The sequence below is a fragment of the Candidatus Defluviilinea gracilis genome, from assembly GCF_057138825.1.
On record NZ_DBNHEF010000072.1, the window covers coordinates 42,577 to 68,329 of the forward strand.

34 protein-coding genes and 2 tRNA genes are annotated in these 25,753 nt (G+C 51.8%); 18 read left to right on the top strand and 18 right to left on the bottom strand.

Translation table 11 applies throughout. The annotated features are described in order from the left end of the window. The first annotated feature begins 64 nt into the window (after window positions 1-64). From AC16KF_RS12465 to AC16KF_RS12510, 10 genes are all read left to right on the top strand, one after another. Window positions 65-1,348 carry an aspartate aminotransferase family protein gene (locus AC16KF_RS12465; RefSeq protein ID WP_484037652.1) on the top strand — a complete coding sequence of 428 codons (1,284 nt, stop codon included), beginning with the start codon at window positions 65-67 and terminating at the stop codon, window positions 1,346-1,348. Window positions 1,349-1,420: 72 nt separating this feature from the next. After that, window positions 1,421-1,687 carry a hypothetical protein gene (locus tag AC16KF_RS12470; protein WP_484037654.1) on the top strand — a complete coding sequence of 89 codons (267 nt, stop codon included), beginning with the start codon at window positions 1,421-1,423 and terminating at the stop codon, window positions 1,685-1,687. A 10-nt stretch (window positions 1,688-1,697) separates the two neighbouring features. Then, window positions 1,698-1,934: a DUF2283 domain-containing protein gene (locus AC16KF_RS12475; protein WP_484037655.1), complete on the top strand. Its 237-nt coding sequence runs from the start codon at window positions 1,698-1,700 to the stop codon at window positions 1,932-1,934. A gap of 31 nt (window positions 1,935-1,965) precedes the next feature. Next, on the top strand, window positions 1,966-2,175 hold the full coding sequence (locus AC16KF_RS12480; protein ID WP_484037656.1) for a DUF2281 domain-containing protein: 210 nt from the start codon (window positions 1,966-1,968) through the stop codon (window positions 2,173-2,175). A 10-nt stretch (window positions 2,176-2,185) separates the two neighbouring features. Then, a complete protein-coding gene (locus AC16KF_RS12485; RefSeq protein WP_484037657.1) occupies window positions 2,186-2,488 on the top strand; it encodes a hypothetical protein in 303 nt (100 codons plus the stop codon). Continuing rightward, window positions 2,485-2,838: a hypothetical protein gene (locus AC16KF_RS12490; protein WP_484037658.1), complete on the top strand. Its 354-nt coding sequence runs from the start codon at window positions 2,485-2,487 to the stop codon at window positions 2,836-2,838. Before AC16KF_RS12485 ends, AC16KF_RS12490 begins: the two co-directional genes overlap by 4 nt. A 17-nt stretch (window positions 2,839-2,855) precedes the next feature. Beyond that, a complete protein-coding gene (locus AC16KF_RS12495) occupies window positions 2,856-4,214 on the top strand; it encodes an aspartate aminotransferase family protein (RefSeq protein WP_484037659.1) in 1,359 nt (452 codons plus the stop codon). Window positions 4,215-4,248: 34 nt separating this feature from the next. Beyond that, complete coding sequence (locus tag AC16KF_RS12500) at window positions 4,249-4,542, top strand: ribbon-helix-helix domain-containing protein (RefSeq protein ID WP_484037660.1); 294 nt, start codon at window positions 4,249-4,251, stop codon at window positions 4,540-4,542. Further along, on the top strand, window positions 4,523-4,744 hold the full coding sequence (locus AC16KF_RS12505; RefSeq protein ID WP_484037661.1) for a PIN domain-containing protein: 222 nt from the start codon (window positions 4,523-4,525) through the stop codon (window positions 4,742-4,744). The genes AC16KF_RS12500 and AC16KF_RS12505 overlap by 20 nt, the downstream gene beginning before the upstream one ends. After that, window positions 4,741-5,244 carry a hypothetical protein gene (locus AC16KF_RS12510; protein ID WP_484037662.1) on the top strand — a complete coding sequence of 168 codons (504 nt, stop codon included), beginning with the start codon at window positions 4,741-4,743 and terminating at the stop codon, window positions 5,242-5,244. The genes AC16KF_RS12505 and AC16KF_RS12510 overlap by 4 nt, the downstream gene beginning before the upstream one ends. Window positions 5,245-5,325: 81 nt before the next feature. Here AC16KF_RS12510 and AC16KF_RS12515 read toward each other — a convergent pair. Beyond that, window positions 5,326-5,398: transfer RNA gene (locus tag AC16KF_RS12515), tRNA-Thr, on the bottom strand. Between the two features lie 112 nt (window positions 5,399-5,510). On the opposite strand from AC16KF_RS12515, the gene AC16KF_RS12520 reads away from it, so the two are divergent. Further along, complete coding sequence (locus tag AC16KF_RS12520; RefSeq protein WP_484037663.1) at window positions 5,511-6,746, top strand: glycosyltransferase; 1,236 nt, start codon at window positions 5,511-5,513, stop codon at window positions 6,744-6,746. Between the two features lie 55 nt (window positions 6,747-6,801). On the opposite strand, the gene AC16KF_RS12525 is transcribed toward AC16KF_RS12520, so the two are convergent. After that, entirely contained in the window at window positions 6,802-7,404 is a 603-nt protein-coding gene (locus AC16KF_RS12525; protein ID WP_484037664.1) for a DUF3267 domain-containing protein, read from the bottom strand. A gap of 17 nt (window positions 7,405-7,421) precedes the next feature. On the opposite strand from AC16KF_RS12525, the gene AC16KF_RS12530 reads away from it, so the two are divergent. Beyond that, complete coding sequence (locus tag AC16KF_RS12530; RefSeq protein WP_484037665.1) at window positions 7,422-7,619, top strand: hypothetical protein; 198 nt, start codon at window positions 7,422-7,424, stop codon at window positions 7,617-7,619. A gap of 211 nt (window positions 7,620-7,830) precedes the next feature. Here AC16KF_RS12530 and AC16KF_RS12535 read toward each other — a convergent pair whose 3' ends face one another. The 7 genes from AC16KF_RS12535 to AC16KF_RS12565 form a co-directional block, all read right to left on the bottom strand. After that, on the bottom strand, window positions 7,831-8,697 hold the full coding sequence (locus AC16KF_RS12535) for an NAD-dependent epimerase/dehydratase family protein (protein ID WP_484037666.1): 867 nt from the start codon (window positions 8,695-8,697) through the stop codon (window positions 7,831-7,833). 495 nt (window positions 8,698-9,192) lie between these two features. Beyond that, the gene (locus AC16KF_RS12540; protein ID WP_484037667.1) at window positions 9,193-10,203 is read right to left on the bottom strand and encodes an alpha/beta fold hydrolase; all 1,011 of its coding nucleotides are present in this window, start codon (window positions 10,201-10,203) and stop codon (window positions 9,193-9,195) included. Between the two features lie 12 nt (window positions 10,204-10,215). Next, window positions 10,216-10,974, bottom strand: coding sequence for an NYN domain-containing protein (locus AC16KF_RS12545; protein ID WP_484037668.1), 759 nt, complete (start codon window positions 10,972-10,974; stop codon window positions 10,216-10,218). Between the two features lie 68 nt (window positions 10,975-11,042). Further along, window positions 11,043-11,711 (bottom strand): hypothetical protein, encoded by a 669-nt coding sequence (locus AC16KF_RS12550; protein ID WP_484037669.1) that lies wholly within the window; start codon window positions 11,709-11,711, stop codon window positions 11,043-11,045. Window positions 11,712-11,774: 63 nt separating this feature from the next. Beyond that, on the bottom strand, window positions 11,775-12,038 hold the full coding sequence (locus tag AC16KF_RS12555; RefSeq protein ID WP_484037670.1) for a glutaredoxin family protein: 264 nt from the start codon (window positions 12,036-12,038) through the stop codon (window positions 11,775-11,777). 102 nt (window positions 12,039-12,140) lie between these two features. Beyond that, the gene (locus AC16KF_RS12560; RefSeq protein ID WP_484037671.1) at window positions 12,141-12,368 is read right to left on the bottom strand and encodes a hypothetical protein; all 228 of its coding nucleotides are present in this window, start codon (window positions 12,366-12,368) and stop codon (window positions 12,141-12,143) included. A gap of 184 nt (window positions 12,369-12,552) precedes the next feature. Next, window positions 12,553-12,628: transfer RNA gene (locus tag AC16KF_RS12565), tRNA-Arg, on the bottom strand. A 218-nt stretch (window positions 12,629-12,846) separates the two neighbouring features. Between AC16KF_RS12565 and AC16KF_RS12570 the strand changes: the two genes are divergently transcribed. Genes AC16KF_RS12570 through AC16KF_RS12580 form a run of 3 tightly spaced genes read left to right on the top strand, consistent with a single transcriptional unit; the run spans window position 12,847 to window position 16,018 of the window. Then, window positions 12,847-13,827, top strand: coding sequence for an AAA family ATPase (locus tag AC16KF_RS12570; protein WP_484037672.1), 981 nt, complete (start codon window positions 12,847-12,849; stop codon window positions 13,825-13,827). Then, the gene (locus tag AC16KF_RS12575; protein WP_484037673.1) at window positions 13,824-15,146 is read left to right on the top strand and encodes a DUF58 domain-containing protein; all 1,323 of its coding nucleotides are present in this window, start codon (window positions 13,824-13,826) and stop codon (window positions 15,144-15,146) included. Before AC16KF_RS12570 ends, AC16KF_RS12575 begins: the two co-directional genes overlap by 4 nt. Further along, window positions 15,113-16,018 (top strand): MBL fold metallo-hydrolase, encoded by a 906-nt coding sequence (locus AC16KF_RS12580; RefSeq protein WP_484037674.1) that lies wholly within the window; start codon window positions 15,113-15,115, stop codon window positions 16,016-16,018. Before AC16KF_RS12575 ends, AC16KF_RS12580 begins: the two co-directional genes overlap by 34 nt. Before the next feature lie 29 nt (window positions 16,019-16,047). Here AC16KF_RS12580 and AC16KF_RS12585 read toward each other — a convergent pair whose 3' ends face one another. The 9 genes from AC16KF_RS12585 to AC16KF_RS12625 form a co-directional block, all read right to left on the bottom strand. Further along, entirely contained in the window at window positions 16,048-16,728 is a 681-nt protein-coding gene (locus AC16KF_RS12585) for a DUF805 domain-containing protein (RefSeq protein ID WP_484037675.1), read from the bottom strand. Between the two features lie 214 nt (window positions 16,729-16,942). Then, the gene (locus tag AC16KF_RS12590) at window positions 16,943-17,503 is read right to left on the bottom strand and encodes a dihydrofolate reductase family protein (protein WP_484037676.1); all 561 of its coding nucleotides are present in this window, start codon (window positions 17,501-17,503) and stop codon (window positions 16,943-16,945) included. Between the two features lie 159 nt (window positions 17,504-17,662). Then, entirely contained in the window at window positions 17,663-18,550 is an 888-nt protein-coding gene (locus AC16KF_RS12595; protein ID WP_484037677.1) for a hypothetical protein, read from the bottom strand. Between the two features lie 167 nt (window positions 18,551-18,717). Continuing rightward, the gene (locus tag AC16KF_RS12600) at window positions 18,718-19,137 is read right to left on the bottom strand and encodes a hypothetical protein (protein ID WP_484037678.1); all 420 of its coding nucleotides are present in this window, start codon (window positions 19,135-19,137) and stop codon (window positions 18,718-18,720) included. Window positions 19,138-19,155: 18 nt separating this feature from the next. Beyond that, on the bottom strand, window positions 19,156-19,452 hold the full coding sequence (locus AC16KF_RS12605) for a class I SAM-dependent methyltransferase (protein ID WP_484037679.1): 297 nt from the start codon (window positions 19,450-19,452) through the stop codon (window positions 19,156-19,158). Window positions 19,453-19,538: 86 nt separating this feature from the next. Next, window positions 19,539-19,961 carry a DUF1801 domain-containing protein gene (locus AC16KF_RS12610; protein ID WP_484037680.1) on the bottom strand — a complete coding sequence of 141 codons (423 nt, stop codon included), beginning with the start codon at window positions 19,959-19,961 and terminating at the stop codon, window positions 19,539-19,541. A gap of 207 nt (window positions 19,962-20,168) precedes the next feature. Then, window positions 20,169-20,654, bottom strand: a complete 486-nt coding sequence (locus tag AC16KF_RS12615) for a DUF1801 domain-containing protein (protein ID WP_484037681.1) — start codon at window positions 20,652-20,654, stop codon at window positions 20,169-20,171. 170 nt (window positions 20,655-20,824) lie between these two features. Then, a complete protein-coding gene (upp, locus tag AC16KF_RS12620; RefSeq protein WP_484037682.1) occupies window positions 20,825-21,451 on the bottom strand; it encodes a uracil phosphoribosyltransferase in 627 nt (208 codons plus the stop codon). 348 nt (window positions 21,452-21,799) lie between these two features. Next, window positions 21,800-22,450, bottom strand: a complete 651-nt coding sequence (locus AC16KF_RS12625) for a TetR/AcrR family transcriptional regulator (protein ID WP_484037683.1) — start codon at window positions 22,448-22,450, stop codon at window positions 21,800-21,802. A 208-nt stretch (window positions 22,451-22,658) separates the two neighbouring features. Between AC16KF_RS12625 and AC16KF_RS12630 the strand changes: the two genes are divergently transcribed. The 3 genes from AC16KF_RS12630 to AC16KF_RS12640 form a co-directional block, all read left to right on the top strand. Continuing rightward, window positions 22,659-23,468 (top strand): ABC transporter ATP-binding protein, encoded by an 810-nt coding sequence (locus tag AC16KF_RS12630; protein ID WP_484037684.1) that lies wholly within the window; start codon window positions 22,659-22,661, stop codon window positions 23,466-23,468. Next, window positions 23,465-24,646 carry an ABC transporter ATP-binding protein gene (locus AC16KF_RS12635; RefSeq protein WP_484037685.1) on the top strand — a complete coding sequence of 394 codons (1,182 nt, stop codon included), beginning with the start codon at window positions 23,465-23,467 and terminating at the stop codon, window positions 24,644-24,646. The genes AC16KF_RS12630 and AC16KF_RS12635 overlap by 4 nt, the downstream gene beginning before the upstream one ends. Window positions 24,647-24,977: 331 nt before the next feature. Further along, a partial coding sequence (locus AC16KF_RS12640) for an ABC transporter permease (protein ID WP_484037686.1) occupies window positions 24,978-25,753 on the top strand: 776 nt, incomplete at its 3' end.

The window sequence follows — 25,753 nt, forward strand, 5'->3', positions numbered from 1 at the left end:
GAGGCAGGATGCTGCGCGACCCGCCGAAACAGCCTGATAGCCAATACCCAGAAAAGGATTATTTATGACCAGCCAACTTTATCAAGACAACTTCCATCACATGACCCCCGCGTGGAGTCGTATCTTCAACTTCGTCGCCGACCGCGCTGAGGGATCGTACATCTACACCGACGACGGGCGCAAACTGCTCGACTTCACCTGCGGCATCGGCGTGGCGAACACGGGTCACTGCCACCCGAAAGTTGTCGAAGCGATTCGTGAGCAGGCGGGCAACTTCATCCACGCGCAGGCGAACATCGTCATCCACAAGCCGATGCTAGAACTCATCGAAGAACTGCGGAAAATTTCTCCACCCTCGATTGATTCGTTTTACTTCGCCAACTCAGGCGCGGAGGCGCTGGAGAACTCGGTCAAGATCGCGAAAGTCGTCACGGGCAGACCGAACGTGATCGTCTTCAACGGCTCGTTTCATGGACGCACACACGCCACGATGTCGCTCACCACCTCCAAGACGATTTACCGCGCGGGTTTCGCTCCGCTGATGGCGGGAGTGTACGTCGCGCCGTTTCCGTACGCGTACGCGATGAACATGACCGAAGAACAGGCGAGTCAATATTGCCTTGAACAACTCGAATATCTGCTCGCCTCGCAGACCGCGCCGAAAGAGACTGCCGCGATTCTCATCGAGTCCGTTTTGGGAGAGGGCGGATACGTTGTCCCGCCGACATCCTTCATGAAAGGACTGCGCGAGATCTGCGACAAGCACGGCATCATGCTCATCTTCGACGAAGTCCAATCGGGATTCGGCAGAACAGGGAAGTGGTTCGCGCTCGAACACTTCGACGTTGTCCCCGACATCATCACCGCCGCCAAGGGAATCGCCTCAGGTATGCCGCTCTCAGGCGTCTTCACGCGGACCGACATCATGAAAAAAGTGGACACTGGCTCCATAGGCGGCACGTACGGCGGAAACGCCATCGCCTGCGCGGCGGGAGTCGCCACCATCCGCGCGATGCGTGATGAAATGATGCTGGAGAACGCCGCAGATAAAGGAATCCAATTGATGACGGGACTCCGCAAACTGCAGGAGGAATATCCGCAGATCGGCGATGTGCGCGGCAAGGGACTGATGATCGGCACGGAATTTACCGCGAACGGCAACCGCGCCAAAGAAAAGCAGATGGTGAAAGATGTCATCCACGCCGCCGAAGAAAAAGGAATGTTGCTCCTCTCGTGCGGAACGTACGACAACACCCTCCGCTGGATCCCGCCGTTGAATGTGACGAGCGAGCAGGTCAACGATGGGTTGAAGATATTTGGGGAAGCGTTGAAGGATGTGATTAAGTAGACACGGAAACTCGTACACAGGAAAACGGGCGAATCCACTACGGAAAAGAAGTTCATCCTTGAGTGATGTATAATGCCTTCAGCAATGAACGTCCGCTTTCATCATCACGCACTTGAAAGGCTGGCGGAACGCGGCGCAACTGAGGAAGAAGCCCGCGCGACGGTCGAACTGGGCGAGCGATTTCCCGCAAAGTTCGGACGTGTTGGTTTTCGTCGAAATTTTCCCTTCAACGATCAATGGCGAGGCCGCGCATACTCGACAAAACAAGTTGAAGTTTTTGCTGTTGAAGAGAATGTCGAAGATTGGCTCATCATTACCGTGATCACCCGTTTTTTCTAGGAGTCTTGCGATGAAATTTACTTATGACCCTCGTTACAACATTGCTTACATCCGTTTTCAAGAAAAAGTCGCGGAGGTGGAAGCAATTCGCCTGAGCGATGAGCTGGTTGTTGACATTGCCCCCGACGGCACGATTTATGGCATCGAATTGCTCAACGCCAACGAACAAGTGGGGCGCGAAGACGCGGGCGAATTGATCGTCGTCAACGAAGCGACGGGGAAACGCGCAGAAGTTTCGTTGACATAATCATGTGACCACACTTGATGGGATGTGACTCATGGTAATGAATCAAACGATCCAAAACTATATTGAAAAACTCCCCGCTTCCTATCAGGAAACGGTGGTTGATTTTCTCGAGTTCCTTCTCTCCAAAGCGGAGCGCCAGGAGGAACTGGAATGGTCGCGATTTTCGCTCGCCTCCGCCATGCGCGGCATGGAAGACGAGCCATCCGAATACACGCTTGACGATTTGAAGGTTAGATATTAATGAGGCAGGCATGACCCTCCATACACTCGAAACCAGCGCCAAACGACTTTTTCCAAACCGCAAACCTGAACAGGCGATGGCGGAATTGTTGCTTGAAAAAGCGCAGAAAAACCTCATCAAATATCAAAGCATGACGCGGCAGTTCCATGAAAAATATGCCGTATCGTTCGACGCGTTCCGAAAGAAGGCGCTGGCGGCTAAATTGGATTCCAAAGCCGAGCAGGATTACTTTGATTGGGAATTGGCCGTAACTGCCATCGAAGACATGCAGGCTGAAATCAAAAAACTCAAATCCTTGAGTGGAAAAGCATGAATGTCTCTGGCATCGCGTCTGATTTGCTGAGGGAATATAAACACCGCAAGTATTTTGTGGATCTGGAAATCCTAGAACAAACGCGAAACCTGATAAAAGCGCGTCTATCCATTTCGGCGGATTTGTTCGTGCAGGTCTATCGCAACGATCCCTACCAAACCACAAGCCTGGCTTTAATTCACAACGGGATCAGGTTATATGCGCGTGATGAAGTGGACGGGCGATGGCACAGGCACATTACAACAGCGCCCGACGAGCACGACTTTAGCAAAGAAGGACAGAGAGCAGTCAAACTGTCTGAATTTTTGGATGAGGTGGAAAAAACATTGTCAGAATTAGATTTACCCTAACACAGATGAATAGCATCATGCCCCCAAGCCTCAACCGCTCCCGCCTCGCCCAACTCCTCCAAACCGAAGAACAGCTCTTCCATCAGAAACACCCCAAATCACACGAACTCTACCAACGCGCGCGCAAGTCATTGCATGGTGGCGTGCCGATGTTGTGGATGATCCGCTGGGCGGGATCGTTTCCTGTTTTCGTCAAATCGGCAAAGGGCGCGCGTTTCACAGACGTGGACGGCAACGAATACATTGACTTCTGTCTCGGCGACACGGGCGCGATGACGGGTCACTCGCCCGACGCGACAGTCAATGCCGTCACCGAGCAAATTCAAAATGGCATCACGCTCATGCTTCCGTATGAAGATGTGATCTGGGTTGGCGAAGAACTTCAAAGAAGATTCAAACTTCCCTATTGGCAATTCGCCCTCACCGCCACCGACGCGAATCGATTCGCCCTCCGCATGGCGCGTCTCATCACGGGTCGCCCGAAAATTCTCGTCTTCAATTATTGCTATCACGGCTCGGTGGACGAAACCTTCATCACGCTCGACGAAGAAGGCACGCCGATTTCGCGCCCCAACAACATGGGTCCGCAAGTGGACCCGCGCGAAACGACGAAGGTCATCGAGTTCAACGACATCGCCGCGCTCGAAACCGCCCTCTCTGCCCGCGACGTTGCCGCCGTCCTTGCCGAACCTGTGATGACCAACATCGGCATCATCCATCCCGACGCGGGCTATCACGATGCCCTGCGCGCGATCACAAAAAAATACGGGACGTATCTCATCATTGACGAGACTCACACCATCTGTACGAGTCCAGGCGGATACACCGCTTCATTCGCCCTTCAACCTGACTTCCTCACCCTAGGCAAACCTCTCGCTGGAGGAGTGCCCGCCGCAGTCTACGGCTTCACTGAAGAAGTGAGTAAACAATTCTCCGCGCGCCTCAACACAGACGACGCGGATGTCGGCGGAATTGGCGGGACATTGGCAGGCAATGCTTTATCAATTGCCGCGATGAAAGCGACGTTACAAAATGTTTTAACAGAAGATTTTTATGCAAAAGCAATTGCCCTGCAAGAGAAATTCACCGCAGGCGTTGAATCGGTCATCGAAGAATTCGAACTGCCATGGATCGTCAAACGTCTCGGCAACCGCTCCGAATACTGGTTCCGCCCCAAGCCTCCCCGCAACGGGGGAGAGGCTCACGCCGCCATTGACCCCGAACTGGACCGCTACATGCACCTCTTCGCCCTCAACCGCGGCATCTTGCTGACTCCCTTTCACAACATGGCATTGATCTCGCCCGAAATCACCGAAGAGGATGTAAATTACCATACGAAGGTATTCCATGATGCGGTACGAAGTCTGTTTTCGTGATGTATAATGTGATGTATAGTCACAGGAGCACCAAATGAAAAAGATGGTTCGCAAGCAGATCTACATCCAAAAGAGTCAAGAAGAACGGCTAAAACGAGTTGCCGAAACAAGAGGCGTCAGCGAAGCTGAGATCATTCGCCGCGCCCTCGACAATGAGTTGAAACGCGCTGGTTATCGTTTGGCTTACGACAACGATGCGATGCAGCGTCTTTACAAAATGATGCGCGATCAGGACAAAAAACATCCTGTCCCTCGAAAAAAGCGTGACTGGATGCGCGAAGATCTTTATGAAGACCGAATGAAGCGATATGACCGTCGTTCTTCTTGACACCAATGTGCTGGTGTACGCGTTTGATCGCGGAGAACCCGAAAAGCGCGAGCGGGCAATGCAACTGGTGCTTGATCTGCAACAGAATGCAGTTGGTTGTTTGAGCGTGCAATCGCTTTCTGAGTTTTTCCATGCAGTGACGCGCGGATCAAAGCCCAAACTCTTTTTAGATGAGGCATTGGGTAAGGTGGTAGAGCGATGAACTTCCTAGAGAGCGTTGGTCTCCTTGCTATCCTGATAGTGGTCTATATCGGGTATCTCTCGCAAAACAAAGTAAGGCTCCCCTCCAGGCTTGAAGGCGCGCTCATTCTCCTCGTACTGTTCGCGGCGTACATGATTATCGCAAACACGTGGAGCGCGGCTGTGAGTTTCTTTTCTCCCTCTTCAACCAACACACCTACCCCAACTTCAACCAACACACCTACTCCAACTTCAACCCCTTCTTGTTTATTGTGGTCAAAGGTCACGCCTTCAATGGAGGGTCAAACAGTTTGTGTTCATGGTGTTATCAAGGAATACAAAGAGAAGGTTGGAAACTTCTACTTCAATTTCTATTTTGGAACGAATGAACAATTTTATCTCGTAAGCAACAACCTTTCATCTATTCCATTGAAGGGTTCTTGTATGTCGTCAACGGGGCGAGTTCAGCTCACCGCAGAGCATATCCCCTTTATGGAAATTACATCCTTCCAATTTTGCTAATAAGGTCTTATGCTAGTTGACAAAACGTCTTCGAATAAAACAAGACCTCCGAGTTCTTCAAGAACTCGGAGGTCTTTATTGAGCCACCGACGAGAGTCGAACTCGTGACCTAGCGATTACGAATCGCTCGCTCTGCCAACTGAGCTACGGTGGCGAATGTAACGCAAAATTAATTTTGCGTTACAGCGGCGGGATTATAAAGGAAACCAAATAAACCCGCAAGTTTTCAACCCCACGCATCGTCTGTGTCGTGAGAAAATAAACCCATGCTTCGCATCGCAATGCTTTCCTATCACACCTGTCCGCTTGCCACGCTGGGCGGCAAAGACACGGGCGGGATGAACGTCTACGTCCGCGAGCTCACGCGCCAACTCGGCAAAATGGATATCCATGTAGATGTCTTTACTCGCTCGCAAGACGATCACGTGCCGCACGTCTTGCACGAACTCGGCTACGGCAACCGCGTCGTCCACATCCCTGCGGGACCCGAACACCCCATGCCGAAACAGGAACTTGCAAATTACATCCCGCAATTTGTGGATGGAATCAGAGCCTTCGCATGTGATAAAAAGATTCACTACGACATCATCCACAGCCATTACTGGATGTCTGGGATTGCCGCCGCGTCTCTTTCCGACGGGTGGGCTGGTTCGCCCATCGTCCACATGTTCCACACCCTCGGCGAGATGAAGAACCGCATCGCGCGCACGGACGAGGAGCGCGAAGGGGCGTACCGAATCGAGGGTGAGAAGCAGGTCCTCCGTCGAGTTGACCGGGTGATCGTCGCCACAATCGCCGAGTTAACGCAACTCCGCTTCCTGTACAAGGCAGACGCGAAGAAACTTGTAGTCATCCCGCCCGGCGTGGATGTCAGCCACTTCTATCCCATCCCCGCCGATGAGGCGCGGTCGTACATTGGCTTGAAGCCTGAAGATCGGATGATCCTGTTCGTGGGGCGCATCGAGCCGCTCAAAGGCGTGGACACTCTGCTCGAGGCGATGTCTTGTTTGCAAATGAAAGAGTCGCGCCCGGTGCATCTTGCCATCATCGGCGGCGATCCCGCGGCAAGCCCAGAGATGATGAATGCTGAAATGGCGCGCTTAAAAAATTTGTGCGAGGTTCTTGGCTTGGACCAGTCGGTGGTGTTCCTGGGCGTGCGCGATCAGGATAAACTACCGTATTATTATTCGGCGGCGGAGGTGGTGGTGATGCCGTCGCATTACGAGTCGTTCGGCATGGTGGCGCTCGAGGCGATGGCGTGCGGCGCGCCTGTCATCGCCTCCGAAGTGGGCGGGCTTGCCTATCTCGTGCGCGATGGCGAGACAGGATTCACGATTCCCGCAGAAGAACCCGAAACGCTGTGCGAAAAATTATCGTGGCTGTTGAACGATGCCGAGTTGCACGCAAAGATGAGCGCCCAAGCCGCCGCGTACGCGCAAGATTACGCATGGGAGAAAATTGCGAAACAGATCGTGGATGTGTACGAGGAATTGAAGAAATGATGCGTTCGTATTATCCTCTTCTCGCTTGGATCATTTATTCGGCGCGCATTTCTATTTATGTTTTATTCTCGCCTCGTGGAAGGAAAATTCGCATGCCGTCTTGCTCGTCAACAATATAAGCATGTTTAGGATAGCGAAGCGCTATGGCGGTTATCCATAAATCGCCAATCGCTGCGCCGCCGTTGATCGTCGCACAAATTGCCCATAACCAGACGCTGGGCGAGCCGGCTTGTATAAGAATACCCAGGCATGCTGCGAGGCTTATAGCCGCGAGGGGCGCCAGAACGATAACAAGGTATTGGTTGCGTTGGAATGCATACCCCGGAGCGGTCGCGTAGAGCATCAATCCTTTCCAGTTGATCCCATATTTCGGGCGCGCACCAAAGATTTGCATTGTCATGCCGTGTATCAGCTCGTGTATTATGATCGTCAGCAGCAGGGCGAAGAGAAGGGTTGTCGCAGCGCTCCCAAAAAAGAATCCGGTTGATTTACCGAAGACGCGCGCGATTGTAAAGAAAACAATTCCGAAGACAAAGGCGAGCGGGATTGACAATAAATTTATGATAAGAATGCGGCTGGTCTTTTCGGCGATTTTCCAATACAACGCTTCCGCATAGCCGAGCGGCGGTTCTCCTGAAGTCGTTTCTAAATTTGGCATGCGTATTGATTCCCTTCATGAAGGCGCAGACATCGCTTTCAAAAATTAAACGGCTGAAAAAGCGTGTGCCAAATTTCCGACGAGAATACCTTCAGATTCGCCGCCTGAGCTTGAAAATGCCTTTAGGAACAAATTCTTTATTTCCGCGGATTGATCTGGCGCGTATGGCGTTAGATGCATTAATAAAAGCCAAGCGTTGCGCTGCCGAAGGTTAAAATTCCTATTCCTTCATCCTCACATAAAAAATCTGCTGGCCTTCCATATCTTTCGTGCGCATTTCGAAGCGGTCTTTCGGGCTGGAGATCATCTTCGAGAACTGTTCAATTTTATCATCGCTCTCAACCTCATCAGCCCGCGGACGGCGATCTTCGTGCCAGCCTTTCGTCAGCGCGCGCTTTGTTGTGCGGCTTTGACCTTGCAATCACCTTATCTTGGAATGATGTTATGAGTAGGCTGCCAGTCTAGAATTGATTTTGCAAGTTGATTGCTGCAACGCCATGAGGGAGGACAGGCTGAATTCGTATCTCGCTGAGGTTTGTCTGCTCCGATTGAAATAGCCAAACGATCGCTATACTCATGTTGCCGCAAGGGTTCGTCAACAATATTGAAAATCGAGCCAGCAGGGGCGTGATTGAGCGCCGCAACCGTTGCGGTTGCCATATCTGCAACATGAATTAGCGAGATAAAGTTTCTTCCATCACAAGGAATAATTTCTTTACCTGCGCGTATGTTTTCAATAACCTTGTCTTGAAAAGTGCCATGACCGACGAACGAACCTCCGCGAAGGATGCTCCAATGCAAATGGCGAGTCGGGATATTTCGTATCATTTCTTCCATTGCGATGACAGGAGCGCAAGGCGATGCGCGTTCTGGCGAGGTATCAAGGGAGATATCTTCAGAAATCCAGTTTTCGCCGCAATCAGGATAAGCCATTGTGATGCTTTGTTGAATATATTTTTTTATTCCGACTTCAGCAGATGCCTTAAGTAACAATCTTACTACCTCTGTGCGCAAGCGGGTATTAGCGTCCCATGCGTTAGGTAGGGTAAAGTTTTGAGGTATGGATGTGGCTAGATGCAATATTGCTTCGCAGCCTCGAATAGTTGATGCTATCGTTTCGCTGATGCGGGGCGATAACAAATCGCACTCCACTATCTCAACACGTTGAGGGAGTACATTTTTGGCTTTTTCCGCTGAACGCGCCAAGGCACGCGCTTCATGTCCCTGTTGTAAAAGCAAGGGTATGACGGCGCGTCCGAGAACTCCTGTTGAACCTGCTATGGCTATTTTCATCTTTGTAATTTCTCCGAAATAAGATTCGATCTGATGGGGCTTGCCGCAGAACGAGACTGTCGAAAAAATCCCCCGCAACAGATCAAAAAATGGCTAACATGTTGCTCCGGGCATAAAAACAAGATGCTTTTCTAGGGCTTACGCAGTTGAACCTGTTGCGCCGTAGTTGCACTGCGGCGGCGGCAGTCCAACTGCCCGCCAACTGCGTAAGTCCTGTTTTCGATGTTTTTCTCACTTTCAAATCAACAGTTTTTGAAATGGGACTTTTTCGACAGTTTCAACGCCTTGCGTCACGCCTGCTTTGCATTTCACCGCCTTCGTGATTTTGAGGTTCTTCCCCGCCCGTCTCGTTGACTTTGTCTGGATGAGCCTCCTCGAGGACTCTTGAAACCGCTCTTGTGACGGGCCGGTTTCTTAGGACGCTGTGTTGGGCGCGGCTACAGATGTTTATCCTTCCGACCATAGCGACAAGGATGACGAATGCTGGAAACCACTCTATGGCTGAAGCCTCTCTCCGGTTTGTGCCGCTTCCACGATACGAAGAATCTTCTCAACACTGATTTTCGATGTCTCCGGATCAAGCCAGAAAGCGACGTGGTTTGCCCCTGTTACGATTTGTTGAACGTTGTTCGTCGAAAGCAAGGCCAGTTCTTTCTGCCAACTTTGCCACAGTTGCTCCTGCTCTGCTGAAGCGCCATGTTCCGTAGCGGTCAACACGAATAAAGGTATGTCGTTCAACGATCCCAGGTTGCGCACTTCATCATTGGTGGCAGGCGATGCCAAAAACTCCGCGCTTTGAGCGTCCCAATCCTTTGTCGCTGCGAAGAATGCCTTGATCGACTCGTTCTGGGGAGAGGGCAAACCTGGATCTGGTTGAAACTGTCCCATCACTCGCATTACACCTATCCGGGCTAGCCAAGGCGCGATTTTGTAGATACCCGCGTTCGATTCAAACTGGGACTTACCTGCCGCCGTGCTCGTCCACTGATCAGGATGCGAACTGTCAAGCAAAACAATGCCGGCAACATCAGTTGGATATTTTCCTGCATACATACGGACATACAGCCCTCCAAATGACCAGCCTACCAATACGTATGGTCCAGGAATATTGGCATTATGCAAAAGGGTATGTAATTCAGTCGCAATATGTTGAGCATCGCGCGGCTCGCTACCAGGGTCGCTCCAGCCCATACCCGCGCGATCGTATGCGCACACGCGCGTTGATTTGGCAATTTCTGGTTGCACTCGCGCCCACGCCGCAGATGTTCCGCCAAGACCCTGTTCGAGAATCACCGTAGGGCTACCCTCTACGGTCTCGCCAAGGCAATAGATATGAAGTTTGTAGCCTCCAATATCCACGAGTTGTCCTAAGGCAAGGTAATTTCGTTGGTCAGATTTTGTCGAGACAGCCTGATAGGTTGCGCCCAGAGCGCTCAGAACCAAGATGCCGACACTCAGCCATATCATTATGCGCGAGATTCGTTTGAGGAGAGGACTAGTTTTCACGAATGTCAATCCTTATTCCTTCATCTTCACATAAAAAATCTGCTGACCTTCCATGTCTTTCGTGCGCATTTCGAAGCGGTCCTTGAGGCTGGCGATCATCTTCGAGAGTTGTTTGTGACCGTACGTGCGCGGGTCGAAGCCGGGGTCGAGTTGGTAGAGCGCGTTGCCCATCCCTGCGAGGGGAGCCCAGCCGTCTTGTCCCGCCGCCATTTCGAAGGCTTGACTGAGCATCGGCATCGGGTCTGTTTCTTCTTTGCCGTCTTTGCTTTTCGTCGTTTTCTTCGCGTGCGCCTGCTTCTGTTGCGCGGCTTTCTTTTCCGCTTGCAAGTTCTCAGTGTAGACAAACAGATCGCAGGCGTTGACGAACGCCTTGGGCGTTTTCTTTTCGCCGATGCCCATCACGAAGATGCCCGTCTCGCGGATGCGGGTTGCCAGCCGCGTGTAATCCGAATCGGAGGAAACGAGGCAGAATCCATCCACGACTTCGGAGTGCATGATGTCCATCGCGTCGATGATCATCGCGCTGTCGGTGGCGTTCTTGCCGACGGTGTAGCGGAATTGTTGGATAGGCTGGAAAGCGTGGAAGTTCAGCGTGTCTTTCCACGAATTCATGCTGTTCGTCGTCCAGTCGCCGTAGATGCGGCGGACGGTGACTTGTCCGTGACGACCCGCCTCCACGAGCATTTGCGTGAGCAGGGAGGATTGCGCGTTATCGCCGTCTATGAGGATGGCGATCTTATTGCGGAGTGTGTTTAAGTTTTCGTTTGCCATGGGTTGATTATAGTGGACTTTATTGAGAATATGCTCGGAAATTTGAGCGCTCTGCGGATTTGCCTCGATTATGGGGTTGAAGGAATCGGGGTGTTGAGTCCCGTGGGGTCGGGGGCGCCAAATCCAATGTCGGTGCACGAAGGAAGTCCTTCGATCGGAAACTCGCCCTGATCGCTTGTCACTTTGACTTGAATCGGCGTGGGAGAATTGGTGGTGGTATCTGCGGTGAGTTTTATCGTAACCTGATACCCAACCGGAAGCACAGCAGTCATGATCGACTGGTCAGGGTGGATCTGCAAGCCGGGGTCGAGCACGTTGAGGGTCGTCTTGATATTTGTCAACTCAATACCGCCGGTGTTTTTCAGTAGGATGAAAGCGTTGGTCACTTCTCCCATGCCATGCGAAAAGTCGGCGCTGGTATTACAGCGAAGCGGCTTGATCGCCAACCCAAGCGTCGTGGGGAGCGGCGTAGAAGTGTTTGTGGATGTCAAAGTAGCAGGCGCGGCTGAGCCGGTCAATGTGGGGAAGGGTGTTGTGCTTGGGGTGAGCGTGGCAACCGAAGGCGCGGGCGTAAGGCTTGCCACACCGATAATTAACGGCGTGGGGCTGAACACCGAGGGCGTCTGTGTGAACGGCAGAAATGGCGTAGGCGGGTTGCCCGGCAGGGGTTGGATGATCCAGCCATTGCACGATGCCAGCAGGAACGCAATTAGAATGAAAGTCGTGACTCGTTTCATTTTTACTCCTCGCCCTCATTGTATCGCTGTTGACCTGCTGAGAATAGTCCCCTATGTATCATGTCAATTCATGAATTTCTTGTTTAACTCCTCCCAACTCGGTTCGACGAGCACCGAGCCGTCGGGAAACACGATGGTCGGCACGCTTCGGAATCCACGGTTGATCTGGGTCACAAATTCGGCGGCTTTCGCGTCCCCTTCAAGCCCCACGCGAACATAGGGGATACCTTTCGCTTCAAAATATTTCTTCACGCGGACACAATCGGAGCAATGTTCGGTGACGTACATAATAATCTGGCTTGGGTTGAGCGTGTAAAGGTCTGGCATGTTCCTGCTTTTCTGTGATGTTTATTTTGTCCTGAGCGTAGTCGAAGGATGAGCGTAGTCGAAGGACGCTCCGCACACCAGACATGGCGTGGCAAGGTCTACTTACCTCATCTCTCTCGCCGCCTCCCGGAGGATTTGAAAGGCGATTCGCATCACAGACTTGAACTCGGCTGGCTCTGGGGGCTTTCCCTCTTCGAATTGCTCCAGCATGCCGAGCAGGCTTCCGCGCAATCCGCTGGCGCGATGCGCCCACACCGAATCGACTGAGATCCGCTCGAGGCGGTTAAGGAGCATCTGAATCAATTTTGCTTCGGAGGGAAGATCGCGCATGAACTGGGATGTTTAGGACGCTGATTTGCGCCGACGAACGCAGAGTTTTTAGGGCTTACGCAGTTGAACCTGTTGCGCCGTAGTTGCACTGCGGCGGCGGCAGTCCAACTGCCCGCCAACTGCGTAAGTCCTGGTTTTTATATTAGCGTAGGTCGGCGTTTTTCTGCGTCTAAAAAATTAAAGATGGCGTCCCCGGCGCGGGTCGAACGCGCAACCACCAGATTCGAAGTCTGTTACTCTGTCCATTGAGCTACGGGGACGGGCGACGCAGATTATACACGAAAGTTCATGGCGAAATCTCGCCCTCAAGAAAGTAGCCGCAAAGCGCGCGAAGGACGCCAGGAAAGTCCCATGAAACTTCGCGGTTAATTAAACCAACACCCCTCCACAGAGGGGTGAATTTCACTTGCCCATGCCATCGAATACCCGTACAATCGGGGCGGTAAAGCAACCCAATAACAGGAAAGGGCGCTTCTTCATGGAAGACCTCAAACAATTCAGCGAGCATATCGTTCAAAATTTGGAGCAAGTGATCGTGGGAAAATCGCAGGCGTTGGAGTTGGTTGTGATCGGCTTGCTTTGCCAGGGGCATTTGTTGATAGAAGATGTGCCGGGAGTGGGGAAGACCATGCTGGCGCGCAGTCTCGCCAAATCGCTCGACTGCACGTTCAACCGTATCCAGTTCACGCCGGATATGCTTCCCAGCGATGTGACAGGCGTTTCGATCTACAACCAGCAAAAGCAAAAGTTCGAGTTCCGCGCGGGTCCGATTGTTGGGCAGATCATTCTGGCAGATGAGGTCAATCGCGCCACGCCAAAGACCCAAGCCGCGCTACTCGAAGCCATGGAGGAAAAGCAGGTCACCGTGGATGGAGTGACGCATGCGCTTCCAAAACCCTTCATGGTGCTTGCTACGCAAAACCCCATCGAATACGAAGGGACATTTCCGCTCCCCGAGGCGCAACTCGACCGTTTTCTGCTCCGCATCCGCATGGGTTACCCCAGCGCGTCGGAGGAGATAAAGGTGCTGGGCAGTCAGCAACTGAAACACCCAATCGAAGCGTTGAAAGCGGTCGTCAAGATCAAAGAGTTGTTGGGCGCCATCGAAGAAGTTCGAAAAATCCATGTTTCCCCAGCAGTGCAAAAATACATTGTAGACCTCGTCGGCAAAACCCGTCAGAACAACGATGTGTACCTCGGCGCCAGCCCGCGCGGGAGCCTGGCATTGTTTCGCGCCGGTCAGGCGCGCGCCGCCATACACGGGCGCGACCATGTGTTACCCGACGATATCAAAGTCCTTGCGATACCGGTGCTTGGGCATCGCCTGATCGTTTCACCGGCGGCGCGTTTGCGCGAGTTGAGTTCCGATCGTATCGTGCAAGAGATCCTCGCCAGCGTACCGGTGCCAGGCGGAGATTACCAGGCTGTCAACTTGAAGGCGAAGGACAAATCAAAGTGACGCCTGGGCGCGCCTTCGTTCTTTTGACTCTGGGAGTGGGCGGTATCGGCGCGGTTGTGAACGGTTCTTTGCTTTATGTTCGACTGTTTTATTTTGGCTTGTTATTGATCGCCCTGGCATGGTTGTTGACAAACTTTGCCTTGCGCGGAATCACAGTGGAACGTCGGGCGCGTTCGCTCCGCGCGGCAGTGGGAGATATCTTCGAAGAACATTTTGAGATCGCCAACTCCAGTCGAATCCCCAAACTGTGGCTGGAGGTCTTTAACGAGACCACGATTCCTTTTGCGACGGGTTCGCGTGTTCTGACCCTCGTCAACGGGAAACAAAAACGCTCCTACACAGCCCGCACCTGGCTCACCACCCGAGGCGGATTCCTGCTTGGACCCACCCGCGTCAGTTCCGGCGATCCGTTCGGCATCTTTCGCGTTTCCAAAACATTCCCCGCGCGCGATTCACTGGTTGTATTGCCGATGCTCGCCAATGTCTCCGAATTCTATTCGCCGCCGGGTTTGTTGCCGGGCGGGCAGGTGATCCGTCGTAAATCACAAGACGTGACGCCTCACGCGGCGGGCGTGCGCGAGTATGTGCCGGGCGATCCGCTCAAACGCATCCATTGGCCCACCAGCGCGCGCCGCGATAAATTGATGGTGAAAGAATTCGAACAAGACCCGCAATCGGAAGTGTGGCTATTCATCGACACGCATCGCAGCGCGCATATCTCAAAGCCGGGTGACGCGCTCGAAGCGCCGCCCTCCGACGATCTCTTTTTGTTGCGCCGCCGCAAAGTGAAACTGCCGCCTTCCACGCTTGAATATGCGGTTAGCGCGGCGGCGTCACTGGCGCACTATTTCATCGCCGGGCGCCGGTCGGTGGGGCTGGTGAGCGCCTCGGGTCGTTCGTACAAAATTATCCCGGCGGAAAGAAGCGAGCGTCAGGAGGCGAAGATCCTTGAGGCGCTGGCATTCCTCAATAACGAGAGTTTCTTCACCCTGCCGGCGCTCGTCACCGCCCAGATGGGACAACTGCCGCAAGGCTCAAGCGCCATCCTCGTCACGCCGATGATCTATCCTGAGCTTCTGATCGCTGTGGATAGTTTGCAACGCCGAAGCTTGCGTCCAACCGTAGTCTTGTTGATGACGCTTTCGTTCGGCTCGCGTGTTGGCAACGAAGATCTTGCGAAGTCGCTTGAGGAACGCAAAGTTCCTGTTTGCCGTGTATACTGTGACGAAGACTTGGGAGCAACGCTCTCGTCGTTCTACTCGAAAACCAACGCACAGGAACACTCATGGCGCAAACCCGTATTGTCACACTTGACCTGAATTTTCAAGGGCGGACTCATGCCATCGCCTCTTATTTGATTCGATTGAGGGATGCCGTCGTCCTGATCGAAAGCGGACCCGGCTCGACTCTTTCTTCACTTCGGGCTGGTCTCACAGCGGAGGGATTATCCACCCGTGATGTGACTCACGTCCTGCTCACGCACATCCACCTCGATCATGCGGGCGCGGCGGGCTGGCTTGCCACTCAGGGCGCGGAGATTTATGTGCACCCTGTCGGCGCGCCGCACATGCTCCACCCTGAAAAGTTGATCGCCAGCGCAACGCGCATCTATGGAGATCGAATGCAAACGCTGTGGGGCGATTTCCTGCCCGTGCCTGAAAATAAGCTGCACATTGCGAATGATGGCGAAGGGATTCGTATTGGGAGCGCGGAATTTATTCCGCATAACACACCCGGTCACGCGGAGCATCACTTCGCTTATCAATTCGAAGAGATCGTCTTTTGCGGCGACGTGGGCGGCGTGCGCATCCCCGGTTGTCAATATCTGCGCGTGCCAATGCCTCCGCCTGAACTGAACCTCGAACGCTGGAAGGAAAGTGTTGCAAAATTACGCGCGCTCAAATCCCCGCGCATTGCGCCGACTCACTTTGGGATCTACGATGATGTGGATTGGCAACTCGCCGAAGTGGAAAAAGGACTCGACTCCGCCGCGCGTTGGATGGAACAGTCCATGCAGAACGAGACATCCATCGAAGAACTGCGCGAAAGTTTTACAAAATGGGTGATGGATGAGGGCAGAGCCATCGGCTTGAGCGAAGATGTGGTCAAAGCCTACGAGGTGGCGAATCCCCTCGGCATGAGCGCGGATGGGTTGTTGAGGTATTGGAAGAAGGGAAAAAAGCCAGGATGATACATGTCGTATCATCCTGGTCCATTTTTCTACGAAAGGTTTTTATCTGTTTGCTGTGCCCACAAAATGCCTAGTATGACAATGCCGCCCACTGGAATGAGCAGGTACATTTGCCACCATCCGCTCTTGCCGATATCGTGAAGGCGGCGCGCGCCCGCCGCCAACAGGGGAAGCAGTGTGGCAATCAAGAATACGCTAGCCAGAGACTCGCTCAGGTATGCCATTGCCGAGGTAGCCAATGTAACGAACAGCGCGAACCACCAAAACTCGGACCGCGCCGCCCGCCCATTGAAATCCGCATATTTTGCCAAGCAGACGCGGATCGCGCCAAAGAACGTGGACGAGTCCGCTTCGCTGTTGGCTTTTGAATTCAACAAATTTTCCATTCCTAACTCCTTGCTGATTATAGAGACAGCTTCTCTCAAAGGTGTGACCCAGTTCCTTGAACTGGGCTGGTCTCTATTTTCGGCAACTTCTACTCCGGGCGCAACTGTGGATTCCCCTAGTTTTTGGGGTTTGGACTTTCCCAGCTTCAATACCAATTCCATGCGAGAGCCGACCTGATATTTTGTAAAGATATTTTTCAAATGAAATTCGACCGTGCGCTCGGATATATGAAGGGAAGAAGCGATCAGCTTGTTGCTGTTGCCCTCGATGAGTAAATTGACCACATCCTGTTCCCGTTTGCTCAATTGATTTGATCGCGTCATTGTAGTTTTTTCTTTCGGATGGTTATGTATAAGACCTCGTGCGAAAGTCATTTTTGCCGCAGAGATCACAGGGAAAATGAGCATTTCCACCTGCCCCGAACGCAGGCGCTGGGTCAAGGGTCTCTGTGGACTCTCCCGAAGAACATCAGGACGATGTGTGGCTGAACGAGAGACTCTTATGCAAGAGGTCTATTTATGAAATACTCTCTACGAATTATTTCTGATATCGCAACGCGACAACCCCCGAACGGAACGTTTTCGATCCGATAAGTTTCAACGTCAGGTTCGCGCCCGATTCAAACAAGCGCGGACCTGCTCCTGCAATGACGGGGTGGACGACAAAGTGATATTCGTCAATGAGGTCCCATTGCGCGGCTTGCGAGGCGATGTTGAGACTGCCGATGGAGATATTTTTCCCTGGCTGTCCTTTTAACTTCATGATCTCTTCCCGAAGACCTCCGTGCAGGAGCGTGGTGTTGTTCCATTCTACGCTCTTCATCGTCGTTGAGAAGACGATCTTCGGCACGGAATCGAATACCCGCGCGAATTCGTTGACCGTTGGCGTTTCCGATTGATCCACCGCAACATCGTGCCAGTATGGATACATCAGGTGATACGTGTTGCGCCCGAAAATATCAACGCCTGTGTTACGCAAGAGTTCGGTGAAGTACTCATGTACTTCGTCGTCGGGGAGCATCGCTTCATGTCCGCAGTAGCCGTCTATGGTGATGTTGATCGCAAAGACAACTTTTCTGATTGGCTGTTCTTCTGACATTTTTGATCCTTTACGAATTCGGTGAATTTTCGATAGCTTAGCTTCTTTTGCAAGACGCGAGGCTTTTTTTGATCTAGTTTCTCCTCAACCCTTGACACCGCTGTTCATAGGCGGGCGCATTTTGCAAGTTTGTTGTCCTTCAAATAAAAAATTCACAGATTATTTCCAAGCATTTTTTGACATTTCAAAGCATTGGTGGTTCTTGCTTTTGAATCTCTCATAGAATGAGTTTGGATTTAGATCAGAAAATTCATCTAACGGTTTAAGAGTGGAAAGATCTGTACTTATTTCTACCTCAGATGACCATAAATGCATCTCTTGTGGGCTAAGATGCTGTAAGCATAAATTCACGGCGTCTGTCGTTTCGCTTCCCCAGAAGACATAGCTTGCAAGAATATGTTTTTGTTCGTACACTAAATATAGTGTAGCATCATAGGTGCTATTAATTTTATCGCGGTCACTAATGTATACCAAAACCTTATCTGGCTCATCAGATGCTTCAAAAAATTTATGAAGAGGAAAGAATAGAGTGAATAGGTCTTGAGCGACTCTTATCGCCATTACGACATTATTTTGAACCTCTAAATAAACAGACGCAGATGTATCTGCATTCGGAAGCCATACAGACCATACGTACATTTCCGATTGTGTAGATTTCGTAATAGGTATTTTAAAATTTGTTACTTTTTCAACGCCAAATGAACGGGATGGATTGAAATGGGCGATGTATTGCTGTGCTTCTGTCCATGTCGATACACCTGGAGTAATGCCCCACCAGCAAGGCAAACCACATATGTTATTAGCCTCATACATTTGGTATGCCGTCTTGTAAAAAGACAAAGTTGGTAAAGGAGTCAAATATAACGTTGGGGTAGGAACTTTTGTTTCAGTAGGGATGAGAGTTAAAGTCTCAGGTGGCAATGGTGTTGAAGATGGAATAGTTGCAGTTGGTGCCGCTAGATTTTCTTTTGGTGTATTTTCTGAAATACACCCGATAAGGGTCAACAGCATTAACAATACCAATGGAAGAGATTTCAGCTTTTTCATATACATATCAAATTCGGGTTTCCAGGGGAGCGCCTAACTGTGCCTTAACCAGCCTGTATCTGTATAAGACACTATTTGGATGGTTAAACTGCCCACAAGCCGTCTAACTTCCTATGTACAGCATTATACGCCCGCCGTCATCAATTCTCCAATCCTCCAATTCTCTATCATCCCCTCCTCCACCTCCCGATCAACATCTTCATCCGCAACTGCGCGCGCGCATCGCCGTCTGAAAGCGCCCAAGCCGAGCGCGTGGCGTGTTTCGCCTCTTCGTCCAACTCGATGAAATCGTTCCATTCGTCGTCAATCCACTCTTCCATTTCGTGCGGCGTGTCCCACGAGTAGACGTACGCAAAGAATTCCTCGCGCTCGCGGATGAACCATCCATTGGACTCAGCCTCCGCCATCGAGCGATTCGCGGCGGTGTCGTCTGCGATGCCGACTTCGAAATCGTTCACTCTGCCCGTGAGCTTGCTCTCACGCGCGGACGCCACTTCCACCTCCCAGCGACTCAGCAACGGGCGCAAGTCAATCAAGATGCCGTTTGGAATCAATACGCGCCGAATTTCACTCAGGGCATGGACCATGCCCTCATGCGTGATACATCAAAGCGACCATGCGAGTATGGCAATGTCGAACGTCTCTTTTGAAAAGGGGAGACGCTCCGCTTCGGAATGGACGAAATGGATCTTGTGTTTTCGGTCGTGAGGCGCATCAATCGAAGCGACGCGCAACGCGTCATGGTCAGAGTCCAGCCCGATGGTTAGGGAGGAAGCATGGGTGTACTGCCACGTCAACCGCCCATCGCCGCATCCGATCTCGAGGACGCGCTTATGTGAAAAATCCGCAAATTCATGCAGATATTTTTTCTCGTTGCCTTCGACATCTTTTTGGATCGTCATTGAGTAACTCGCATTGCGCAGAACGTCCCGCAGGTTTCTTGCATGAACAGAGTCCTGCAAGAAAACCTGCGGGACGGTCTGTACTATCATTGATTGAGTTGTTTCATCCGCTTCACAGACGCGGCGACCAGGTCTTTCAAAACTTTTTTATCCACATCGTCTAACTTCTTGATGTACAAACATCCGACGCTGGTGGTGAATTTGCCGAGTTTCTTGAGCAGGTCTTTGTGCGTGTCGAATCCGCCCATGAGATAGAGCGTGAGATTTTGTTTGCGCGGCGAAAAACCTGTGAGCATCCAATCGCCTTCGCGCCCGCTTTTGCTTTTGTAGTGATAACTGCCGAAGCCGACGATGCTCGACCCCCACATCTTTGGCTCTTCTTTCGTGACCTGCTTCATCAATTTTAGAATCTCGAAAGAGTCTGTTCGTTTTTGCTCATCATCCACCTTGTTCAAAAATGCCGTCACGCTCGCCTTGTTGACTTTGGTTTTCAATTCAGCCTTCGCCATGTCAGCCTCCGATCAACTAACAAGATTGAACTACTTTAAATATCAATCATGAATATGCCAAACATACAACCATGTCACCCTGAGGGAGCCCTTCGATAAACTCAGGGTAAACTCCGCGACCGAAGGGTCTCGGATGAGTCTCTCAGAGATGCTTCGGGGCAAAAACCGCCCCTTAGCATGACATGAAATTGTTATCCACTATTCACATTACTTCAACGCCTTCGATGCTTGGTATGTTTTGGTGATCAACTCTTTTAGCGTTTTCATATCCACGTCGCTCAATTTTTTGATATACAGGCACACCTTGCTTGTGGTATGTTTGCCAAGTTTTTCGAGCAGTGGTTTTTCGTAATCGTTCCCCATCAGAAGATACAGCGTGATGTACTGCTTGCGCGGAGAAAAAGCGATCAACGGCATGTCGCCTTCGCGTCCGCTCTCGTACTTGTAATGCAACGACCCAAACCCGATGATGCTTGGTCCCCACATTTTCGGTTTTTCTTTCGAGACCTGTTGCATGATCTTCACCAACTCGAAAGAGTCGTTTCGCTTTTGCTCACTCTCAACCTTATTTAAAAACGCCGTTACGCTTGCCTTATTGACTTTGGTTTTTATATCCGCATTCTTCGCCATATCAGCCTCCGATTCAGTTAATCCATGCAAGCCAAACGCAATTCTCTGATCCTGCTGCGCCATCAATCAGGTTACTTAACCGCCAATTACCAATTACCAATTACCAATTACCAATTACCAATTACCAATTACCAATTACACTATCTCTCAATCTCTAGTCTCCAGTCTCCAATCTCTTTTCTCAATTCTCCAGTCTCTATTCTCTAATTCTCCAATCCTCTAATTCTCTCCCCTCACCCCGTCCCAAACTGCCGATCCCCCGCGTCTCCCAGCCCTGGCACGATATACGCGCGCTCATTGAGGTGACTGTCAATTGCGCCGATGTGGATGTCAATATCGGGATGCTTATCCTGCATCGCCTTGATTCCCTCAGGCGCGGCGATGAGACCCACAAATTTAATTTTCTTCACGCCCCATTTTTTTAACACGTCTGCCGTTGCTGTTGCCGAACCGCCTGTAGCAAGCATGGGATCAAGAATCAAACAGACAGAAACGGTCGGTTCGGTGGGGAGTTTGTTGTAATACTCGACGGGTCGCAGTGTATGTTCATCGCGATACAAGCCGATGTGCCAGACTTCGGCAACAGGCATAAGTTCCCATATCCCTTCCACCATACCAAGTCCCGCGCGCAAAATGGGCACGAGTCCGATCTTCTCTTTCAACTCGGAGCCTGTCATTTTGGCTAGCGGAGTTTCGAATTCGCGCGGCGCTACAGCCAAATCGGCGGTGGCTTCGTATGCCAGGAGCGCGGCGATCTCGCGCACCAGTTCGCGGAATTTCTTAGGCTCGGTGATTTTGTCGCGCAGGCGCGAAAGTTTATGCGCGACCAGCGGATGATTGGATGCGTATACATTGGACATTGTATTCTCCTCGAGATTGAATGTTTCGATTATAGCCCCGTTTAATCAAAATCATTCTTTGCTAAAGATTACACGGATTTTCATGAATGTATTTTATTGTTCTTTTGTCAATTAATCGAGTAATAAATTGAACCACTCCCGAAACACATTGGGACATGTGAGATACGGAGACACTGAGCAAAGCCAATTAAAATCTCCGTGACTCAGTGTCTCAGTGGTTCAAAACGAAAAGGCAGGGTCGCTCGGTTAAATTCTTAATCTACAAGAAATCCGTGCGAAGTCGTGTAATCCGTGACTAGGGTTTGCCGAGATTTTGGTGCAATTGAACTGCGTCAACGTAGCCGCAGATCACTCCGTGCCTGCTTGCAGACCGAGCGTTTTCTCGGCGCCGCTAAAGAATAGGCTTCGGAACATACTCGTCACCTCTTCGGGAGAATGACGCATGTCTTCCTTGATCCACCAACTCACCACGCTGAGTAACGCTCCGCTGAAAAATGCCGCAAAGAATTCGATCGGCACCTCGAAGAGGAGGGGGATCGGGTCAGACTTCATCTTGTTCTCGACAAACCTGACAATCGCCTCCGTGCTGACTTTGCGAATGCGCTCGACGATCTTGCTCGCGTTGGCGCTCTTCAAAAGCAAGTAATAAAGTTCGGAGTGATCGTGAACGTGTTGAAACACCAGCAGGAGGGGCTGGAGCGGCTTGTTTTTTCCGCTGTCTTTTGTTGAAGCGGGCACCCATGCGGAAAATGGGACTTCTGACAGAACCTGCGCCTGATCGTAGATCGTCTCGCTGAACTCTTCCAACAGCAGGTCTTCCTTATCTTTGTAATGCAGGTAGAACGTGGCGCGTCCCACATTGGCGCGCTCCGTGATCTCCTCGATGGAGATATCATCGTAGTTTTTTTCTTTGATGAGTTCAAGCAGAGCGGCTCGCAAAGATTGGAGCGTGCGTTGCACGCGGCGATCCGTTTTTGTTTTCGATGTGGAGTTCAACATTGGCAGCCTTTCTTAGTCTTGACACCAATAGTCTATTGCATATAATAGACACTGTTTATTATCAAACAGTGTCTGGAATATACTATACTTTTCCCGAAAAATAAAGGAAAGGACTAACGCAGTTGGCGGGCAGTTGTACTGCCGCCACCGCAGTGCAACTACAGCGCAACAGGTTCAACTGAGTAAGTCCTAAAGGATTTTGAAAGTCGTGTCATCGGTTCGGCAATCTCCGGTTGAAAGCAAAGTCGCATCCTCCCTGATCGAACTGCGCGACGTGGTGAAGACCTACGCCACCGCGGCGGGCGATTTCACCGCGCTCAAAGGCGTCAACATGAACATCGGCGCGGGCGAGTTCGTTGGTATCGTCGGCAAATCGGGCGCGGGCAAATCCACACTGCTCAACATGATCACAGGTGTGGATCATCTCAGCGAGGGCGAAGTCATCATTCACTCAAACGGTTCGCCTGTTTCGGTGCACAAGAAAAAAGAAGACGAGATCGCGTTATGGCGCGGGCATACGATGGGCGTTGTGTTTCAGTCGTTTCAACTTTTGCCGATGCTCACGCTCGTCGAAAACATCACCCTGCCTATGGACTTGTGCGGCAACTTCAGTCCGAAACAATCGCGTCAACGTGCGCTCGAGTTGTTGCGCCTCGTCGAGATCGAAGAACATGCCGAAAAACTTCCCGCGCTCATTTCGGGCGGACAGCAACAACGCGTCGCCATTGCGCGCGCGCTGGCGAACGATCCGCCCATCATCATCGCGGACGAGCCGACGGGCAGTCTCGACTCGGTCACTGCCGATCACATCTTCGAACTCTTCGCGCGTCTCGTCGCCGATCAAGGCAAAACGATCGTGATGGTCACGCACGACGAGTCGTTGTCAACGCGATTCACGCGCGCGCTCCAGATCGCGGATGGGGAGTTGATCTCTCGCCCTGAGCGGAGCGGAGCGCAGTCGAAGGGCGATAACGATGCGGATTTGAATCCCAAAAAATCTTGGTGGAGGCGGAAGTGAGTCCGCGTCGCGCCAAGGGGAAGTCTGGTTCTAACCCTCATGCGATGTCATCGCCTGAGGCGATGATCGATATGCACGGGGTCGTCAAGCGATTCAAAAACGCGGCGGGCGAGTTCACCGTGCTCAAAGGCGTTGACCTGACCATCAATCGCGGCGAGTTTGTTTCGATCGTTGGGAAATCGGGGAGCGGAAAATCTACACTGCTCAACATGATCACAGGCATTGACCATCCGACGGATGGCAAGGTGGTGATCGGCGGCACGGACATTTACACGGGCATGAGCGAAAGCCAGCGCTCGAAATGGCGCGGACGCAATTTGGGAATCGTGTTTCAGTTTTTTCAATTGCTTCCGATGCTCACATTGCTTGAGAATGCGATGTTGCCGATGGATTACGCCGACATGTACGACTTCGATGAACGACCCGCGCGCGCGATGGACATGTTGAAGTTGGTTGGGCTGGAAGAGTTTGCGAATAAATTGCCTATGCTGGTTTCAACGGGACAACAACAACTCGCCGCCATTGCGCGCGCGTTGGCATGTGATCCGCCGTTGTTGGTTGCAGATGAACCGACGGGTAACCTCGATACAAAATCAGCCAACATCATCATTGACTTGTTCGAAGAGTTGGCGCGGCGCGGCAAGACCGTGTTGATGGTGACGCACGATCCGTCGCTCACGTCGCGCACCACGCGCAACATCATCATCGCCGACGGTGAACTCATCAACGAGACGATTGCCAAATCCCTGCCGTGGCTGAGACATCGTCACATGATGGAGTTCACCAAACTCGCCGAAGAGCGGACGTATCAGCCGAAAGCCACGATCATCTCGCGCGAGGAGCCAATCGAAAATTTCTTTATGATCCGCAAAGGCGAAGTGGAAGTGGTGTTACACGACCGCAAGAACGGAGAGAACGTCATCTCGCGTTTGAAGCCTGGCGAATTTTTTGGCGAGATCGAACTCTTGCGCGGAGGCAAAGCGATTGCGAATGTCCGCGCAAGCGAGGAAGAACCCGTTGAAGTTTTGACGATAAAGCGCGAAGATTTCAAGCGCGTGATGGACGTGTCGCCAAGAACCGCCGACGCGGTTGGCAAGATCGTGCAGGAGCGCCTCGAGGTCCATCGCGCCGCAGACAGCCGCAAAGGCGGGCTGTTCTCGTTGTTTAAGAGGAAGTAAAGATTTTCTGAGTAACCATAATCGCCCGATGTCGTAGTAGCGACTTCAGTCGCTTTTTCGCCGCAATCAAACGACTGAAGTCGTTACTACGGTAAAACAATTCATGTTACTCACCTTGATCGGTGGTCGAGTAGTCCCGCGTGTGCTGAGCGGAGCGATAGCGAAGACGAAGCATCGCGGGACGTATCGAGACCACAAGTACGCGAACAAACTTTTGTAACAGAAATATTTTACGGCGTGGTGGTCTCGATACGCCCTTCGCTATCGCTTCGGGCTACTCGACCACCGTACATAAAAAATCGTAAATCTGAAATCGTAAATCAAAAATCGTATGAAACCTCGTTGGCGAAAAGTTCTGCATGACCTCATAGATAACAAAGCCCGCACACTGCTGGTGGTATTTTCCATTGCGGTGGGCGTGTTTTCGATTGGCGTGATCGCGGGCGCGTATCAGATCATCTCGCAGGATATGGGCGTGTCGTATGCGGCGAACGTGCCAGCCAACATCGAACTGCGGATGACGAACTTCAACGAAGACGTTCTCGATTCCATTCTCAACCAGCCGAACGTGAAAGATGCCGAGGCGCGGCGCGTGTTCAACATGCGCGTGCGCGTGCCAGGCACCGAAAAATGGGTGACGCTCGACATGAACGCGTTCGAGAGTTTTGAAGATAACAGCATCAACTTGTTGACCCCGCTCGAGGGCGCGTCCATCCCAGCAAAGCGCAAAGTACTGCTCGAACAAAAAGCGTTGACCAACCTCGATGTGAACGTGGGCGACCTGCTCGAATTTCAACTCCCCGACGGTTCGATAAAAACTTTGCCAGTGACTGGAATTGTGCAAGACACCGCCTCCGCCGCAGGGGACTTCCTCGCCTCGCCGTTCGGATACGTCACCATGGATACGCTTCCATACCTCGGTCAGCCTGAGTCGTTCAACCGAGCCTTGGTCACCGTGACGGGTGACGGCGACGACATTGCCTACGTCCGCGAGGTGGGCGCGGCATTGAAGGAGAAACTCGAAAACAACGGACAACTTGTCGTCCGTTCGCGGTTTTCCGAATCGCATAAACATCCGCTGGCAGATACGATCAACGCGCTGCTCGT

Coding starts and splice junctions, on each gene's coding strand:
- AC16KF_RS12470 (WP_484037654.1), top strand. CDS start 1,421: ATGCCTTCAGCAATGAACGTCCGCTTTCATCATCACGCACTTGAAAGG.
- AC16KF_RS12560 (WP_484037671.1), bottom strand. CDS start 12,368: ATGCGCGATCTTCCCTCCGAAGCAAAATTGATTCAGATGCTCCTTAAC.
- AC16KF_RS12475 (WP_484037655.1), top strand. CDS start 1,698: ATGAAATTTACTTATGACCCTCGTTACAACATTGCTTACATCCGTTTT.
- AC16KF_RS12580 (WP_484037674.1), top strand. CDS start 15,113: ATGGCGCAAACCCGTATTGTCACACTTGACCTGAATTTTCAAGGGCGG.
- AC16KF_RS12550 (WP_484037669.1), bottom strand. CDS start 11,711: ATGAAACGAGTCACGACTTTCATTCTAATTGCGTTCCTGCTGGCATCG.
- AC16KF_RS12485 (WP_484037657.1), top strand. CDS start 2,186: ATGACCCTCCATACACTCGAAACCAGCGCCAAACGACTTTTTCCAAAC.
- AC16KF_RS12590 (WP_484037676.1), bottom strand. CDS start 17,503: ATGTCAGAAGAACAGCCAATCAGAAAAGTTGTCTTTGCGATCAACATC.
- AC16KF_RS12490 (WP_484037658.1), top strand. CDS start 2,485: ATGAATGTCTCTGGCATCGCGTCTGATTTGCTGAGGGAATATAAACAC.
- upp (WP_484037682.1), bottom strand. CDS start 21,451: ATGTCCAATGTATACGCATCCAATCATCCGCTGGTCGCGCATAAACTT.
- AC16KF_RS12465 (WP_484037652.1), top strand. CDS start 65: ATGACCAGCCAACTTTATCAAGACAACTTCCATCACATGACCCCCGCG.
- AC16KF_RS12480 (WP_484037656.1), top strand. CDS start 1,966: ATGGTAATGAATCAAACGATCCAAAACTATATTGAAAAACTCCCCGCT.
- AC16KF_RS12510 (WP_484037662.1), top strand. CDS start 4,741: ATGAACTTCCTAGAGAGCGTTGGTCTCCTTGCTATCCTGATAGTGGTC.
- AC16KF_RS12520 (WP_484037663.1), top strand. CDS start 5,511: ATGCTTCGCATCGCAATGCTTTCCTATCACACCTGTCCGCTTGCCACG.
- AC16KF_RS12595 (WP_484037677.1), bottom strand. CDS start 18,550: ATGAAAAAGCTGAAATCTCTTCCATTGGTATTGTTAATGCTGTTGACC.
- AC16KF_RS12525 (WP_484037664.1), bottom strand. CDS start 7,404: ATGCCAAATTTAGAAACGACTTCAGGAGAACCGCCGCTCGGCTATGCG.
- AC16KF_RS12615 (WP_484037681.1), bottom strand. CDS start 20,654: ATGGCGCAGCAGGATCAGAGAATTGCGTTTGGCTTGCATGGATTAACT.
- AC16KF_RS12605 (WP_484037679.1), bottom strand. CDS start 19,452: ATGACGATCCAAAAAGATGTCGAAGGCAACGAGAAAAAATATCTGCAT.
- AC16KF_RS12500 (WP_484037660.1), top strand. CDS start 4,249: ATGAAAAAGATGGTTCGCAAGCAGATCTACATCCAAAAGAGTCAAGAA.
- AC16KF_RS12600 (WP_484037678.1), bottom strand. CDS start 19,137: ATGGTCCATGCCCTGAGTGAAATTCGGCGCGTATTGATTCCAAACGGC.
- AC16KF_RS12505 (WP_484037661.1), top strand. CDS start 4,523: ATGACCGTCGTTCTTCTTGACACCAATGTGCTGGTGTACGCGTTTGAT.
- AC16KF_RS12535 (WP_484037666.1), bottom strand. CDS start 8,697: ATGAAAATAGCCATAGCAGGTTCAACAGGAGTTCTCGGACGCGCCGTC.
- AC16KF_RS12545 (WP_484037668.1), bottom strand. CDS start 10,974: ATGGCAAACGAAAACTTAAACACACTCCGCAATAAGATCGCCATCCTC.
- AC16KF_RS12610 (WP_484037680.1), bottom strand. CDS start 19,961: ATGGCGAAGGCTGAATTGAAAACCAAAGTCAACAAGGCGAGCGTGACG.
- AC16KF_RS12585 (WP_484037675.1), bottom strand. CDS start 16,728: ATGACGCGATCAAATCAATTGAGCAAACGGGAACAGGATGTGGTCAAT.
- AC16KF_RS12625 (WP_484037683.1), bottom strand. CDS start 22,450: ATGTTGAACTCCACATCGAAAACAAAAACGGATCGCCGCGTGCAACGC.
- AC16KF_RS12570 (WP_484037672.1), top strand. CDS start 12,847: ATGGAAGACCTCAAACAATTCAGCGAGCATATCGTTCAAAATTTGGAG.
- AC16KF_RS12555 (WP_484037670.1), bottom strand. CDS start 12,038: ATGCCAGACCTTTACACGCTCAACCCAAGCCAGATTATTATGTACGTC.
- AC16KF_RS12495 (WP_484037659.1), top strand. CDS start 2,856: ATGCCCCCAAGCCTCAACCGCTCCCGCCTCGCCCAACTCCTCCAAACC.
- AC16KF_RS12530 (WP_484037665.1), top strand. CDS start 7,422: ATGAAGGCGCAGACATCGCTTTCAAAAATTAAACGGCTGAAAAAGCGT.